Annotated in this window: 16 protein-coding genes; 8 read left to right on the plus strand and 8 right to left on the minus strand. The window is 69.1% G+C overall.

The features are described 5' to 3' along the window. The first annotated feature begins 13 nt into the window (after nucleotides 1–13). Together ACIA77_RS28965 and ACIA77_RS28970 are read left to right on the plus strand one after the other, a co-directional pair. Nucleotides 14–754: a FadR/GntR family transcriptional regulator gene (locus ACIA77_RS28965; protein WP_395889151.1), complete on the plus strand. Its 741-nt coding sequence runs from the start codon at nucleotides 14–16 to the stop codon at nucleotides 752–754. Between the two features lie 54 nt (nucleotides 755–808). Continuing rightward, nucleotides 809–1,219, plus strand: coding sequence for a hypothetical protein (locus ACIA77_RS28970; protein ID WP_395889152.1), 411 nt, complete (start codon nucleotides 809–811; stop codon nucleotides 1,217–1,219). Between the two features lie 6 nt (nucleotides 1,220–1,225). On the opposite strand, the gene ACIA77_RS28975 is transcribed toward ACIA77_RS28970, so the two are convergent. From ACIA77_RS28975 to ACIA77_RS28990, 4 genes are all read right to left on the minus strand, one after another. Then, entirely contained in the window at nucleotides 1,226–1,822 is a 597-nt protein-coding gene (locus ACIA77_RS28975; RefSeq protein WP_395889153.1) for a class F sortase, read from the minus strand. Beyond that, entirely contained in the window at nucleotides 1,822–2,556 is a 735-nt protein-coding gene (locus ACIA77_RS28980; protein ID WP_395889154.1) for a hypothetical protein, read from the minus strand. Before ACIA77_RS28980 ends, ACIA77_RS28975 begins: the two co-directional genes overlap by 1 nt. Nucleotides 2,557–2,792: 236 nt before the next feature. After that, on the minus strand, nucleotides 2,793–3,824 hold the full coding sequence (locus tag ACIA77_RS28985) for a trans-sulfuration enzyme family protein (protein ID WP_395889155.1): 1,032 nt from the start codon (nucleotides 3,822–3,824) through the stop codon (nucleotides 2,793–2,795). A gap of 87 nt (nucleotides 3,825–3,911) precedes the next feature. Beyond that, nucleotides 3,912–7,133: a penicillin acylase family protein gene (locus ACIA77_RS28990; protein WP_395889156.1), complete on the minus strand. Its 3,222-nt coding sequence runs from the start codon at nucleotides 7,131–7,133 to the stop codon at nucleotides 3,912–3,914. 146 nt (nucleotides 7,134–7,279) lie between these two features. Here ACIA77_RS28990 and ACIA77_RS28995 point away from each other — a divergent pair, with 146 nt between their 5' ends. The 6 genes from ACIA77_RS28995 (at nucleotide 7,280) to ACIA77_RS29020 (ending at nucleotide 11,475) form a co-directional block, all read left to right on the plus strand. Then, the gene (locus ACIA77_RS28995) at nucleotides 7,280–7,654 is read left to right on the plus strand and encodes an FKBP-type peptidyl-prolyl cis-trans isomerase (RefSeq protein ID WP_204092285.1); all 375 of its coding nucleotides are present in this window, start codon (nucleotides 7,280–7,282) and stop codon (nucleotides 7,652–7,654) included. A gap of 137 nt (nucleotides 7,655–7,791) precedes the next feature. Next, nucleotides 7,792–8,556 (plus strand): S1 family peptidase, encoded by a 765-nt coding sequence (locus ACIA77_RS29000; protein WP_395889157.1) that lies wholly within the window; start codon nucleotides 7,792–7,794, stop codon nucleotides 8,554–8,556. A 144-nt stretch (nucleotides 8,557–8,700) separates the two neighbouring features. Next, complete coding sequence (locus tag ACIA77_RS29005) at nucleotides 8,701–9,447, plus strand: S1 family peptidase (protein WP_395889158.1); 747 nt, start codon at nucleotides 8,701–8,703, stop codon at nucleotides 9,445–9,447. A gap of 37 nt (nucleotides 9,448–9,484) precedes the next feature. Then, on the plus strand, nucleotides 9,485–9,820 hold the full coding sequence (locus ACIA77_RS29010; RefSeq protein ID WP_395889159.1) for a hypothetical protein: 336 nt from the start codon (nucleotides 9,485–9,487) through the stop codon (nucleotides 9,818–9,820). Between the two features lie 93 nt (nucleotides 9,821–9,913). Next, complete coding sequence (locus tag ACIA77_RS29015) at nucleotides 9,914–10,288, plus strand: hypothetical protein (RefSeq protein ID WP_395889160.1); 375 nt, start codon at nucleotides 9,914–9,916, stop codon at nucleotides 10,286–10,288. Further along, a complete protein-coding gene (locus ACIA77_RS29020) occupies nucleotides 10,288–11,475 on the plus strand; it encodes a hypothetical protein (protein ID WP_395889161.1) in 1,188 nt (395 codons plus the stop codon). Before ACIA77_RS29015 ends, ACIA77_RS29020 begins: the two co-directional genes overlap by 1 nt. Before the next feature lie 180 nt (nucleotides 11,476–11,655). Here the strand turns inward: ACIA77_RS29020 and ACIA77_RS29025 are convergent, their stop codons facing one another. From ACIA77_RS29025 to ACIA77_RS29040, 4 genes are all read right to left on the minus strand, one after another. After that, a complete protein-coding gene (locus tag ACIA77_RS29025) occupies nucleotides 11,656–13,647 on the minus strand; it encodes a hypothetical protein (RefSeq protein WP_395889162.1) in 1,992 nt (663 codons plus the stop codon). A 139-nt stretch (nucleotides 13,648–13,786) separates the two neighbouring features. Beyond that, nucleotides 13,787–14,215, minus strand: coding sequence for a hypothetical protein (locus tag ACIA77_RS29030; RefSeq protein ID WP_395889163.1), 429 nt, complete (start codon nucleotides 14,213–14,215; stop codon nucleotides 13,787–13,789). A gap of 13 nt (nucleotides 14,216–14,228) precedes the next feature. After that, entirely contained in the window at nucleotides 14,229–14,582 is a 354-nt protein-coding gene (locus ACIA77_RS29035; protein WP_395889164.1) for a hypothetical protein, read from the minus strand. Nucleotides 14,583–14,711: 129 nt separating this feature from the next. Further along, nucleotides 14,712–14,879: a hypothetical protein gene (locus tag ACIA77_RS29040; RefSeq protein WP_395889165.1), complete on the minus strand. Its 168-nt coding sequence runs from the start codon at nucleotides 14,877–14,879 to the stop codon at nucleotides 14,712–14,714. Between the last annotated feature and the right edge of the window lie 34 nt (nucleotides 14,880–14,913).

The following is a 14,913-nucleotide window of genomic DNA, read 5'->3' on the forward strand; positions in this document are numbered from 1 at the left end:
CCGAGGTCAAGGGATGAAGTTCGAACCGGTGGCCCCGGTCCGCGCGTACGAGCGGATCGTGCAGCAGATCGAGGAGGCCGTGATCAGCGGCCGCCTCAAGCCCGGCGAGCGCCTGCCCGGCGAACGCGAGCTGATGACGCAGTTCGCCGTCGGGCGCTCCACGGTGCGCGAAGCGCTGCGGGTGCTGCAGGCGGCGGAGCTGATCCGCTCGCGGCCCGGCGACCCGCGCGGCCCCGAGGTGCTGGCCGCGTCACCAGCGGCTTTGCAGCGGTCGATGCACCGGCTGGCCCGCGCCGACCACGTCGGGCTGGCGGAGCTGCTCCAGTTCCGGATGGTGCTCGACGGGTCCGCCCACCTGCTGGCCGCGACGCTCCGCACCGACGAGGACCTGTCCGCCTTGGACGCCGCGCTGGCGGCTATGCGCGCCGGCGCTTCGGAAGGGTACGAACAGTTCAGCCGCGCCGACGTCGCGTTCCACGAGGCGATCGCCCGGGCCTCGCGCAACCCGCTGCTGGTGGTGAGCGCCGAGGTCGTGCGCGGCGTGGTGCTGGAGCTGATCGAGGACAAGCTGGAGCACGCGCGGGACCGGACGGCGCTGATGAACTCGTGGTTGATCCACCACGCCGAGGTGCTGGAAGCTGTGCGCGCCGCCGACGGCGAGTCCGCGGCCAGGCTCGCGCGGCGGGCCTTGTACGACAACTACGCGGAGTACGTGCCGGAGGGCCGGCGGGCGTTGCTGACGCCGCTGCTCTGAACCGCGGACAGACTTCGCTCGTGTTGACGTGAGGTGCTCGAGCCGAGGAGGGGAATGGAACCGGCGAGTTTCCGGGTCGGCAGCGCGACGATCATGCACTTCGGCGGCCACATCAGCGATCGCGCCTGGCTGCTGAGCCGCGGGGTCGCGACCGGACCGGAGCGGACGGTGGTGCTCGACATCCCGCCCCAGATCCCGGCCGACGCGTGGAATGAAGTCCTGAAGCACTTCCCGCGCAAGCAGGTCCGCGTGGTGGCGCCGCACGTCGCACCGGCGGAGGTGCCGCGGATGGGCCGCTGGCTGGCCAACCGCCTCGGCGCGCCGGTGCTGCTGTCGACCGGCGTGCCCGACCGGACCGGCCGGCTCGGGTGGCTGCGCGTCGAACCGGCGCAGCAGCCCGGCCAAGGCGGAGAACGGGCACAGCCCGGCCGCCGCCGGCGCCGGGCTGTGTCGTTCCGTTCCTGAAGGAGCTCAGGCCACCAGGTTCGCGTACACGATGATGTTGTCCTTGTAGCTGTGCTCGGCGTGGTCGAACACGCCACCGCACGTGATCAGGCGCAGCTGCGGCTTGTCGGTGTTGCCGAAGACCGCCTGGGTGGGGAACGTGTCCTTCGGGACCTCGTCCTTGTGGTCCACCACGAACTTCAGCTTCTTGCCGTCGCTGCGTTCGATGTCGACCTCGTCGCCCGGGCTCACGTCCTTGAGCTTGTAGAAGATGCCCGGCTGGTGGTTGCCGTCGACGTGGCCGAGCACGATGGCGGGGCCGACTTCACCGGGGACCGGCGAGAGGCGGTACCACGCGGCCTGCATCGGCGTCTTCACCGAAGGCACCGAGATCTGCCCGTCCTTGTTGGGCAGCACGGTGATCAGCGACGACTTCGCGCCGATCTTCGGGATCTCCACCGACGTGGGGCGAAGGCCGGTGAAGGGCTTGGTCACCGGCACCGAGGTGGGCGCGGGCTTCGCCGCCGCGGCCGGGGCCGGGGCGTCCGAACCGCACGCGCTCAGCGTCACGGAGAGGAGCAGGGCGCCCGCGAGCGCGGCGCCCTGCCCGAACTTCCTGCGCATCAGGCGGCCATGCCGCCGAAGCCGGTCTCGACGCCGCCCTTGGGCGCGTACTTGACCTGCGAAGTGCCGTCGCCGCCCGTGGTGCCCGCGGAGCCGGAGCTCGCGCCACCGGCCGGCGGCACCGGGTGGTCGTCGGCCGGCTTGCCGGAGCAGGTCCAGTCGGCGGTCACGTTGCCGGCGTCGAACGAAACGCCGTCGTGGCGCGTCACGAGCCACTCCCAGTACCGGCCGTCGGTCTCGTCCTGGATCGGACCCTCGACGAGGTCGAAGTCGTTCGAGTGCACGTTCGTCGGCTCGCCGGCGGCGCAGGCGATCACGAAGATGCCCTGGTTGCCGTCGAGGTCGATGCCGAAGGCGATGTCGTCCTCGTAGGGCGGCTCTTCCGGAGTGGTGGTCTCCTCGGAGCCCGACGTGGTCGTGGACGTCGGCTCGGTCGGCTGCGAGGTCGGCTCACCGGTGTTCGACGGCTCGCCCGGCTGGGTCGAGTCGGTCGGCTGCGCACCGGTGGTCGGGGTGTCCGAAGTGGACGGCGCGTCCGAGGTCGGTGCGTCCGACGTCGGGGCGTCGGAGGTGGGCACGTCCGTGGCGGGAGTGTCCGAAGTGGGCGGAGTCGCGACCTCGGAGGTGGGCGCCGTGGTGTCCGCCTCCTGCGCCGAAGCGACCGGGGCGACGGCGAGGCCGATCAGGGCGCTCGCGAGCACGGCGCCCGCGAGTCTGCCCAGGGTCTTCTTCACGTGATTTTCTCCCTGGAAAGAAAGCGCGGTGACCCCCACCGCGTGTGCTGATCCTTCCCGAGATCACCGAAAAAGGTGAAACCCTTTGGCGGTGATTAAAAGCACCTGAAAGAGAGGTAACGAACACCGGGGTCTCAGCGATGATCTGGCTCAACCAAGGGGAAATCGGCGAGACCGTGGCCTTACTGTAACAGTTCCGGCCCGCCGGCGAACCCCTGGTGAATCATTGGCGGCAATCAGGCCAGTGCCGTGAGCAAATCGCGCCAGAGGTCTTCCGGATCTTCGAGACCCACGCTGAACCGCAGCAATCCGGCCGGCACGCGTTCCTCACCGGGCAGCCAGGCTCGCCGCTCCACCAGGCTTTCCACGCCACCGAGGCTCGTCGCCGGGCGGATCAGCCGGACGGCGGCGCACACCTTGTCCGCGGCCTCGGCGTCGGGCAGTTCGAACGACACCATCATCCCGAACCCGGGGTAGCGCACCTTCGTGACCGCCGGGTGTTCCGCCAACCGGGAAGCCAGGAGCGCGGCCGTCTTCGACTGCTCCGCGAGGCGAACCGGCATGGTCCGCAGCCCGCGCAACGCCAGCCACGCCTCGAGCGCGCCGGGCGTCGAACCGATCCGCGTACGCGCGCCGCGCAGCTCGGCGGCGACCGCTTCGTCGGCCGCCACCGTGATCCCGAGCAGCAGGTCACTGTGCCCGCCGATGAGTTTGGTCGCGCTGTGCACCACGATGTCCGCGCCGAGCCGCAGCGGCTGCTGGTGCAACGGCGTCGCGAAGGTGTTGTCCACGACCACGCGGCCGCGGGTGCCGCGCGCGATCGTCTCGAGCTCCATCACCTCGAGCGTCGGGTTGGTCGGCGATTCGAGCCACAGCAGGTCCGCGTCGCAGTCGAGCCACGCCTGCGTGTCGGTGGGATCGAGCTCGGTGACGCTGATCCGCCCCATCTTCTCCGCGTGGTGCATCGCGCCGCGCGTGACGGCGTAGCTGAACGTCGGCACCGCCACGGACGACCCGACCGGCAGCGTGTCCAGCACGGCCGACAGGGTCGCGACGCCGGAGCCGAAGCTGGTCGCGTGGCCGCCTTCGAGCGCGCCGACGGCTTCCTCGAGCGCGTGCCAGGTCTCCGTGCCGTCGGAGCGCGCGTAGACGAAGTCGCCACCGGCCTCGAAGGTGCTCGTGGCCACGATCGGGGTGTTCAGGGGCTCGCCGGGGCCGTGCGGCCGCCCGGCCGCGATCGCGAGCGTGCGCGGTGTCCAATCGTCCATGCAGGACACGGTAGCTTCGCGAACGCGGCCGGGCAGCCGGGATGTGGCGGTCGGCTCACCCGCGCCGATGAGCCGACCACGTCCCTGTCAGTGCGCGTACACCTCGAACTCGTACAGCGAATAGCCGTAGTTCGTGCCCCGCTGCACGCCCTGCATCCGGACGAACCGGGCGTCCGAAGGCGCGAACGACACGTTGTCCGTGCCGCCGTTGCCGTCGGTGACCACCGCGGCGTCCTGCCAGTTCTCACCATCGGCCGAGAGCTGGATCCGATACCCCTTCGCGTACGCCGCCTCCCACGAGAGCACCACGCGCGCCACCTGCTGGACCGAACCGAGGTCGACGGTGATCGACTGGTCGTCGCTCCAGTCGCTGGCCCACCGCGTCTTCGCGTTCGAGTCCACGGCGTTGCTCGCCGGCGAGGGGTAGAAGCCCGTCTCGGCGCTCGTCGCGCTCACCGGCTTGCCCGCCGCCAGGTTCGCGACGTTGTCGCCGCGGTGCGCCGGGTATTCGACGACCTGCTGGAACGTCGGGCGGTTCTGCGTGCTGATCTTGCCGTGCGTGATGCCGCCGAGCGGACGCTGGATCACGGTGTCCGCGCACCACTGGTCGCCGGCCGAGCAGTCGGCGTCACCGGGGTACACGGTGTTCGCCGGCTGGGCCGCGGCCGCCGTCAGCGAGTCGACGAGCGCGGTTCGGCACGCGGTCAGGTCACCGCCGCCGCAGAACGTCGAACCCAGCGGGCCCGCGACCGGCTGGCCCAGCACCGTGCGGAGGTCCTTGCTGACGTAACCCCACCAGCCGTGCTGGTAGGATGAACCCTGGTGCGGCTGGCCGACGTGCTTGCCCGGCACCTCGTTCTGGAAGCCGGACGGGCTCTCGTTGATCTGCAGCACGTTCGTCATCGCGGTGAACGCGTCGTCGCCCATGGCCGGCTTGAACTCCGCGGTGACGAGCAGCGGCCACCACGCGTCCATGATCCGGATCGCGTCGGCGTCGTTGTACGCCTTGCTGCCCGGGGACGATTCGACGCGCTGGTGCCCGTGGGCGAGCCACGTCTTGAGCTTCGCCTCGGCGTCGGCCGCGGCACCGGTGAGCGGGGCCTTGTCGAGCACCTGCAGCAGCAGCGGCAGCACCTTCTCCGCCCGCAGGTCCGCGAGCGCCGCGTCCTCCATCGCCTGCGTGAGGTTGACGCGCGTGACCTTCGTGCCGCTGGAGATCAGCGCCTTCACGCGGGCGTCGAGCAGGTCGGCGCGGTGCACGGCCGATTTGTCGGCGCCGCCGGACGCGTAGCCCTTGGCCTGAGCGTTGTTCCAGCTGACGTAGTAGTCCTGGTCGATCGACTGCGGGTGCTGCGACATCGGCGTGTAGCTCGCCTGGTTGCCGTCGGGGTGCCAGCCCTGCCAGTCGTAGCCCTCGTCGCCCCACACCGGCATCATCGGGTCCACAGTGGAGTTGCGGACGGGGTTGGCGCCGGAGTTGAAGTAGGCGACGTCCTTCGAATCGGCGTAGAACCAGTTGAAGGTGAAGTTGACGTCGTTCGCGGCCTGCTGGAAATCGGCCGCGGAGTGGATGAAGCCGGGATCGTTGAACTCCTGGAACCCGATGAGCGAATCGACCTCGTGGAAGTACGAGGACCGCAGCGACGCGTACGCCACCGGCCGGCCGCCGATCGTCGCGCGACTGAGCACCGGCCCGTACTTCGTGCGGTAGCTGCGCAACGTGTACGAACCGGCGGCCGTGCCGTCGGCCACCGTCGGCGACCAGGAGTCCTTGCGCTCCACGACGTCCATCGGCAGGCACTGGCCTTGGTAGGTGTAGTAGTCCGAGTCCTTCGTCGCCGGCTTCCCGCTCGGGTCGCACAGCGGCAGCGCGAACGTGTCGGTGATGTCCTGCGCCGACGTCGTCGCGCTCCACGAGTAGTCCTGGCCGCGGCCGAGCAGCACGTACATGCTCAGGCCGGCGAACGACGCGCCGCGCGCGCTGATGCCCGGGCCCTGCAGTTCCTGCAGCAGCAGCAACTGCGGCGCGAAGTACCCGGTCTGCGGGCCGAACACGGCCACCGGGTGCCCGCTCGCGGTCTTCGCGCCGGACACGACGAGCGCGTTGGACATGCCGTGCTTGTCGCTCAGCAGGTCTCCGGGCAGCACACCGTCGTCGAACATGCCGCGCGCGGCTTCCTGGCCCTTCGGCGCGGCGACGTCGACCTTCGCGGGTGTGTTCGTGGCAGCGGAACCGGTGGCGTCGTACACGAGCTGCTGCGGGGTCACGGAACCCTTGTCCGGCAACGCCATCCCCTGCGGGTTGGCGGGGGTCGTGCCGTAGTCGAAGGTCTGGCCGTCGTGCAGCGTCTTCACGGCCTCGGGGTCGTCGGCCGAGCGCAGGCTCTGCCACACCTGTTCGCCCTTGGCCACGCCGTACTTCTCCTGCAGCGCGAGCTTCGCGATCGCGTTCTGCACCTCACCACCACCGCCGGCGCCGAACTGCGCGCCGACCACCGACGCGAGCACCACGAGGTCCGTCAGCTTGAACGGTTCGATCGTGCCGGCGTTGGTGATCGCGTCGACGTGGCCGGTGAGCACGTACTCGCCCGGGAAGTAGCGGCCGTTGTGGGCGTCGGTGATGTAGGAGTTGATGCCGTCGAGGTAGGCCTGCGCGTCGGCGAGACCTTGCTTGCCGCGCGGGCCGCTCGCGGCCGTGGCGTCGATCTGCTGCTGCAGCTCGTCTTCGGTGTAGGGCGCGGCGGCGAAGAACGACTGCTCGAGCTCGCGGTTCGCGGGCGCGCCACCGGCGTACGCGGTGAGCTGGCCGCGGCCGACGCGGCGCATGATGTCCATGAGCCACAAGCGGTCCTGCGCCGCCGCGTAGCCGGCCCCGAACTCCGTGCCCGAGCGCGTGGTCCCCTGGATGTGCGGCACGCCGGTGGCCTTGTCGCGGGTGATCGTCACGTCGGAGCGCGGCTGCAGCGTGCTCGCGACCTGGTCGGCGGGGACGCCGAACGAAGAATCGTTGAAGAACTTGCCGATCGTGTCCGTGGTCAGCGTGTGGTACCCGCCGGCGAGGTCGGCGTACTTGCCGAGCTGGTCGTCGGCGTGCGCGGGCTGGGTGCCGAACGCCTTGTTGCCGAGGATTTCGGCGAGCGTCGCGCTGCCGTTCTCCCCCGGGGGCAGGATGTCGTTGCACTGCCCCGCGCAGTAGTCGTTGCCGGGCAAGGCCGCGGTGGCGGGCGGAGCGCCGCCGACCGTCTGGAGCAGGCCCGCCGCGGTGAAAGCCAGCGCGGCAACGGTCAGGGTGCGGATGCGTCGTCGCATACCGGAGCTCCCGTCCACGAGTTCCCCCAGGTGACGCAGCGCACGCTACCGGCGGGTAGCTGAAGTGTGAAGACTATTCGCGTTTCTCCCCTCTTTGGGCCTAGTCCGATCGGCGCAGTTCAGTGCCGGTATGTACGGTGAGCGCCATGACCTTGGAAAAGCCCGAAATCGACCGCCCGGACGGCCCACCGCCGGCAGAACTCGAGATCACCGACCTCACCGTCGGTGACGGCGCGGAGGCCCAGTCCGGCAACGCCGTGACGGTCCACTACGTCGGCGTGTCCCACTCGACCGGCGACCAGTTCGACGCGTCTTGGGACCGCGGCGAGCCGCTGCGCTTCGCGCTCGGCGCCGGCCAGGTCATCCCCGGCTGGGACCAGGGTGTGGCCGGCATGAAGATCGGTGGCCGCCGCAAGCTCGTGATCCCGCCGCACCTCGCGTACGGCGAGCGTGGCGCGGGCGGCGTGATCAAGCCGAACGAGACGCTGATCTTCGTCGTCGACCTGGTCGGCGTGAACTGAGCTGGAAACCCGGGCAGCTGGGCTGGTCCGCAGAGGCAGCCCAGCTGTCTGATCCTTCCGGGTGAACCCGATCGTGGCTACGCTGCCCGCCATCACCGGTTGTGTTGGTCTGTACCACGATCAGGGGGACAACTGAAATGCGCCTTCGCGCAGTGCTTTCCGCCGCTTTGCTCACGCTCGGGGCCGCGCTGGCCACCGCTGTGCCCGCTGCGCCCGCCTTGGCCGTCGCCAACGGCGCGGACGTGCCCCAGGGCAAGTTCGAGTTCGCGGCGAAGCTGACGATGACGAACATCCCGCGGCCCGACGGCACGCACTACGACAGCGGCTGCTCCGGTGCGCTCATCGCACCGCAGTGGATCCTCACCGCGGGCCACTGCTTCCACGACGTGGACCGCAATCCGATCTCCGGCCCCGTGCCGTACCCGACGGCCGTGCTCCTCGGCACCACCGTGCAGGAGGGCGACCGCGGCGTGCCGCGCCAGGTCACCGACGTCGTCCAGGCCGGCACCAACGACATCGCGCTGGCCAAGCTGGACAAGCCCGTCCGCGGGATCACGCCGCTGAAGGTCAGCCGCGCGACGCCGGTCGTCGGGCAGCCGCTGACGCTCGCCGGCTGGGGCAGCCTGAGCGCCGTGGACCCGGCGCCGTCGACGAAGCTGCAGCAGGGCACCGTGGCGGTCGGCGAGGTCGCGGCCACCACGCTCGGCGTGCACGGCGTCGCGCCGGCCGCCGACACCAGCGCCTGCCTGTACGACTCGGGCGCGCCGTACTTCGTGGCCTCCGGCCGCGGCGGCCGGATCGTCGCGGTGGAGTCCGAAGGCCCGGACTGCCCGCACGCGGACGCGGAGACGACCTCGCGCGTCGACGTGGTCGCCGACTGGATCACCGGCACGATCCACTAGCCCCGACTACCAGAAACAAGGCCCCGCGCACAGGTCGCGGGGCCTTTTTCTTTCGCCCGACAAGGGAATTCCTGACCTGCGGGTAGCTGGTTAGCGTTGAGGGTCGATCATCGGCGCCCGCCGGTGGCCCGACGAAGGGAAAGAATGCGCGTCCGCGCCGCACTCACCGCAGCAGTCCTCCTGCCCCTCCTCACCGCCGCGCCGGCGCTGGCCGTCGCCGACGGGTCCGACGTGGCCCCGGGCCAGTTCGGCTTCACCGCCAAGCTCACCATGGCGAGCATCCCGCGCCCGGACGGCAGCACGTACACGAGCTTCTGCTCCGGTTCGCTCGTCGCTCCGCAGTGGATCCTCACGACCGGCCACTGCTTCCACGACGCGCAGCGCAACCGCGTGTCCGGCCCCGTGCCGTACCCGACCACGGTCACGCTCGGCTTGGTCGACGAGAGCAAGGAACAGGGCGTCACCCTCAAGGGGACGCAGGTGCTGCAGTCGGCGGAGAACGACGTCGCGCTGCTGCAGCTCGACAGCCCGGTCCCGGGCATCACGCCGCTCACGGTCAACCGCCTCGCCCCGGCCACGGGCCAGCGCCTCACCCTCGCCGGCTGGGGCAGCAAAACGGCGAAGAACCCCGTGCCCGCTTCGAAACTGCAGCAGGGCACGGTGCAGATCTCGACCGTCGGCAGCACCACGCTCGGCGTGCGCGGCGTCGCGCCGGCCGCGACGACCAGCGCGTGCGTCTACGACTCCGGCGCGCCCTACTTCATCCCGGCGGGCTCGGGAGGCCAGCTCGTTTCCGTCGAAACGACCGGCCCGGACTGCCCGCACACCACCGCCGAAACGACCTCGCGCGTGGACGTGATCGCGGACTGGATTGCCGATCGCACGAAATGAGTACCTTGGAACTCACTGCCGACCCGAGGAGCTGCAGATGCCCGAGCCGATCCTGACCGCAGTCGCGACCACGCTGGCCACGAAAGCGGCCACCGGCCTCTACGAACTGGTCAAGCGCAAGTTCTCCGGCGACAAGAAGGCCGTGGCGACCCTCGAAGCGGCAACTCCGGAGAAGCCGGAGACGGTGCAGGCACTCGCTGAACGCTTGGACGTCGCGGGCCGCGAGGACCCGGCGTTCGCCGCGGCGCTGCGCACCGAGTTCGAGGTGCACCAGGAGGCCCGCACTGGTGGCGTGACGAACCACGTGGGCACCGTGGCCGAAGGCGCCAAAGTCGTCCAGTTGCGTGACGTGCACGGCAACATCAGTCTGTGAGCGCACGGAGAGCGATGAGTAACATTGCTCTCCGTGCCCCATCCGTCGATTCCCGTTCCTCCACAGTGGCGCACTGTGCGAGCGGAACGCACCATGCTGGGAGTCGTCCACAACATCACCGCCGCGACACGCCTCCTCGACGTGCTGCCACTCTTCGCTCGTGACCAGCGCATTCAAACGGTGTTCACCTGCCCGGGTTCAAGCGCCTTCACCCGCGGCACCGAGGAATACCTCGCAGAGCAGGGTATTCCGCTGATTCCCTGGTCCGAGGCCACCCAGACCGAGTTCGATTGGGCAGTTTCGGCCAGTTACGGCGGAGATCTGCACGAACTGCGCGCTCCGCTGACTATTCTACCGCACGGAATGGGATACAATAAGTTTTTGGAAACCGGAAACCGGAAACCGGAAACCGGAAACCGGAAACCGGAAACCGGAAACCGGTTTTCGGGCTTTCCGCTCCGTGGCTGATGCACGAGGGCGTCGTCGTGCCGACGCACATCGTGCTGTCCCACAGCGAACAACTCGATCGTCTCCGACGCAGCTGTCCTCCGGCGGCCGACCGTGCGGTGGTCGCTGGTGATCCCTGCCTGGACCGGCTCCGGGACAGCTTTTCGCTGCGCGAGGCGTACCGGCAGTCGTTCGGCGTGCGGACCGGCCAGAAAGTGGTCTTCGTTTCGTCAACCTGGGGGCCAGATTCGCTCTACGGGCAGGAGCCCGGTCTGCCTGCGAGGATAGCGCGGAACCTGCCGATCGACGAATTCGTCGTGCTGCTCGCCCTGCACCCGAACATCAGACAGGGCCATTTCCCGTGGCAGCTGCGGATGTGGCTGGAAGACAGCCGGCGCAGCGGAATCGGCGTGCTGCCGCGAGAGGACCTGTGGCAACAAGCGGCGATCGCCGCCGACGTCACGATCGGCGATCACGGCTCGGTCACCTTCTACTCGGCTTGTCTCGGCACACCGGTGCTTTTGGCGACCGCACCCCACGAAGCCGTCGACGCCGCTTCGCCGATCGCTGCGCTCCTCCGCGCCGCGCCACGGCTCGGGGACGGCGATCTCGCCGAACAGCTCACGGCGACCCTCAACCGGCCCGCGCCACTACAGGCCGTGACCGACCTGGCGACGAGTGTCCCGGGAGGATCAGCCACTCGGCTCCTCACCCTGGGCTACCGGACGCTCCGCCTGTCGCTGCCTGATCCCGCACCCACGCTCCCAGACTTCCCCCTACCCGGATTCGTCCGCGGCGAACCGAGCGCCACGTGGGTCACGGTCATCGGCGAACAAATCGTCCGACGTGCCGCGAACAGCCCGGTGGCTCTGGCGGAGGGGCACCTGGTGGTCACAACCGATTCCCCGGATCCACGCCTCTTGGAACGCGCGAGCGTGGTTCTCGGCAGCCGCACGGCTGACCCGCTCCGCTGGATCGTGGCTACGCTCCGCTCACTACCCGGCTGTCAGTGGGCTGCCTGCCCTGACGCGTTCGGCTGGCTCGCGGGCAGCAGCACCGGAACGCTAGTGCGCTACACCACCCCCGAACTCCCGCAGGTCGTCCCGTCCCTGCTGCACGCACTTGAGCCAGACCTGCCCAAGCGGTTCACCACCGGGGTAACGACCCACGAGGTCGAGGTCGAGTTGCTCCTCGATCAACGCCCGTGACCAGCCAACCGGGCAAGTCGGCGCAGCACCTGCAGCAGCCCTTCAGCCTCGGCGACCCGCCCATCCGAGGCAAACCCTGCTCAGCTGGCGTTCCTCGGCAGGGCAGCCGGTTCCAGCAGGCCGTGCCCGGCCGACACCGTCACATCGCCTCGCCATCAACAGACGACGTCGACAGATCGCTCAACCGAGCCGGCCGAGCCATTCCAGGAGATCACCGGCCTCAGCCGTGTACCCGCGCAGCCGGGCCACGTTCAGCGCATCCTCGGCGTGTGCTCGGGCCACCGCGACGTCACCGCGGCTCAGGGCTGCTTCGGCGCGCGTGCGGGCAGCCAGGATCCGTTCGCGGTGGAAGCCCCCGTCGGCAGCGAGTTGGATCGCGTCGGCGAGCAACGCTATTCCCTCGTCGAACGCGCCGGCTTCGATCGCGTTGCGGCCGCGCCAAAGCACGATCTTCACCCGGTTACCGGGCTCCCCGGCGAGCACCTCGCCAGCCGCGGCGAGCAGCTCCACCGCTTCCCGGTACGGGGCGACCTTGGCAAGGTGCATCCGGGCAAGCGCTGAACGGCGCGCATTGCCGAGCCCCTCGGCGAGATCGAGGTTGCGACGGAAGTGTTCCTCGGCTTCACGCTGCTCACCTGCTTCGAAACAGGCCAGTGCCAGCGACTCCACCGCGGTCGCCTGTGCTTCGACCGAACCCGACTTCTCGGCGAGACTGGCCGCTCGGCCCAGGTGCTCACGAGCGCCTTGCCAATCCCGGCTCTGGATGGCGGCGAAGCCGAGCTGGGTGTACATCAGCGCCTCCGCGAGCACGGAAGACCAGGCTCGAGCGGCCGCGACACCGTTCTGGTTCACCACGTTCATCTCGGCCGTGTGCCCACCGTCCTTGTGCACGGGCCACAGCACCAGCGCCAGCCGGCAAGCATCCTCGAGAGCACCCAGCCGGTACGCGGATTCAGCGGCGGCGACGAGGTTGAGGCGTTCTGCTTCGAGCCAGTCCAGGGCCACGCGCGAGGTGCGGCCGTCCGCTGCGAACCCCGGCCACAGCTGCGCAGCCCAGCCTCTCGGCAACGCGCTTTCAGCGATCGCGAGTCCGACCGAAGCGTAATGCGAGACCACAGCCGACGTGAGCGTGTCTCCCTTGGACCTGGCGTGCAGTCGAGTGAGCTCGGCCATCCGATACCGGTCCGCTCCGGCGCGGTGGATCAGCTTGGCCCGCACCAAATCGTCCAGTGCGTCCTGGGCGTCGTAGCAGTCCAGCTCGAGAACGGCCGCAACGGTTTCCTCCGCGACGTCACCATCGCCGGGATGTGCTCCGAAGACCCGGTACACAGCCTGTGTGTCGGGTCGCAAGCGGTCGTACGCAACGTCGAACACCGGTTTCGCCAGACCGCCCTTGCGTCGGATCCGGCCGATCAGCTCCTCCACCGACCACGTCGATTCGGACAGCATCGCGCCCGCGACCGTCAGTTCCGCGGCGGAACCCGCGCAGATGCGCAGCAAGGCGACCAGCTGAACGGGTTCGGCGGCGAGCCGCTCAGCACCCACGAGTGCGGTGAGCACGCCCTCAGCTGCGTCGTCGCTCAACGGTTCCAGCTCGACGTAGCGCGCCGAGTGGCGGGTTGTGAGCTCGGTCAACCGGGCCGCCTCCACCACAGCCACCATCGACCCCGGCCCGGCGGGCAGCAGCGCCCGTACCTCGGCGACGCTCATCGCGTCGTCGATCAGCAGAGCAATCCGTTTCGTCGCTGACCAGGCCCGCCACATCGCTGAGCGAGCTTCGAGACTGGCGGGTAGCTGATCCGCGTGGTAGCCGACCAGGCCCAATTGGTCGGCGAGCACGTCGGTGACCGGTCTGTTACCGAGGCGAACGGGGAAGACGCCGTCAGGGAATCGATCGCGGTTCCGGAACGCCCAGCATTCGCCCAGCGTGGTGCGCCCGCTGCCAGGGGCACCGATCAGGATCGCGATGCCAACCCGCCCAGCGGCCTCGTCGTGGATGTGGGTCAGCTCATCGAGCTGCGCCTCGTTGTTCCGATAATGCCGAGGTGGCTCCAGAACCTGGACCGGCGGCACGGCCGGCCCGGCCGGAGGGTGGAAGTGGACGCCGCCGTAGACGTCGCGCCCTTGAAAGACGCTGTCGGCCGTGCCGTCAAAGAAGTTGCGGTCGTTCACTCGCCCCCCGTCCCGCTGTCGTCAATGGCCAGGTTACCCGAACGGTCACGGTCCGTGTCGTGTCGTTCACCGGATTTCAATCGGGCAGTGTTCAGCGGAGAATCCTGAGAACGCAAGAATCGAAATTGCGAGCGGCAAATCAGGTGGGATACTTTGCCCCGCGAACTGTTTTCGGGGTCGTACGAACCTGGACATCGGCTGCTCGGAGTTCAGCGCCGGGGTGGACAGCCTGCTCGATGATTCCCGAGTCACGGTCATCCCGTGGGAAAAGTGCCGGATATTGACTATTCACTCGTTGTGACCGCCAGTGAGAACGTCGATTTCGCCCACCTGAACGGCCCCGTTCTGGTTCTGGGGCACGGCGTCGGATTTCACAAAAACCACTCAACAAGGTGAAGATTTCTGCTGCTGCTCCGGGTTCCAGCGGGCGCAGGGTCACGACCGCTCCACCGATCGCTCGGATGCGAGCCTGCGATTCGACCCGGCCGGTCGCGAGCACCATGCTCTCGTTTCCCCCGGGCAGCAGCGCCAGCAGCTGCTCCGCTTCGGTGACGTTTTCGATCAGCACGAGAAAGGGCCGCTCAGCGGCTTTCGTCCGCCACCGCGTGGGGAGTTCCGGATCCGGCGGCATAACGTCGGTCGGCGACACCCACTGCGCGCAAGATCGCTCGCAACGCGGACGGGATCAGCCGCTCGCCGTCGACCAGGAACGTCGAGAGGTCGAGATACACCTCACCGCCGGAGAAGCTGCGTGAAAGCTGCCGGGCGAGGTATCGGGCGAAGGCCCTTCGCCCGATACCCCTGAGCCCGTCGGTGAGCACCACCAGGGCATTACCGGCCGCGCGAAGGCCGACTTCGTCGTCTCGGCCGACGAGTCTCGGTACGGCCCGCGAGAGCTGGTGTGGCACCGCACGCTCGGGCGGCACCACGGTCACCTGCCCGATGTAGCCGGCCTGCGCCCCGGACCCGCCGTGGACCGCACCGATCTCGTTACGCGCTTCCACGCCGCAGCCACCCCCGTTGAAGCAAGTGACCACAACTCTACCGACAGCCGGCTGCGCTTGTTACTTGTCCTTTTTCTTCGGCAGCTGGTCGGCGGCTTTTTTACCCGCCGGGCCGAGCTTGTTGAGCACCGAGCGCACGCCGCTGACCACGGCGTCGCCGACGGGGTTCGGGTGGTCGTCGTCCGGGTCGCCGATGCCGCTCGCAGCGCCGCTGGAACCAGAATCCATGTCTTTCTCCCCAACTTGTGGTGTTGCGCTTTTC

This window comes from Amycolatopsis sp. NPDC051903 (genome assembly GCF_044452505.1).
Lineage (GTDB): Bacteria > Actinomycetota > Actinomycetes > Mycobacteriales > Pseudonocardiaceae > Amycolatopsis.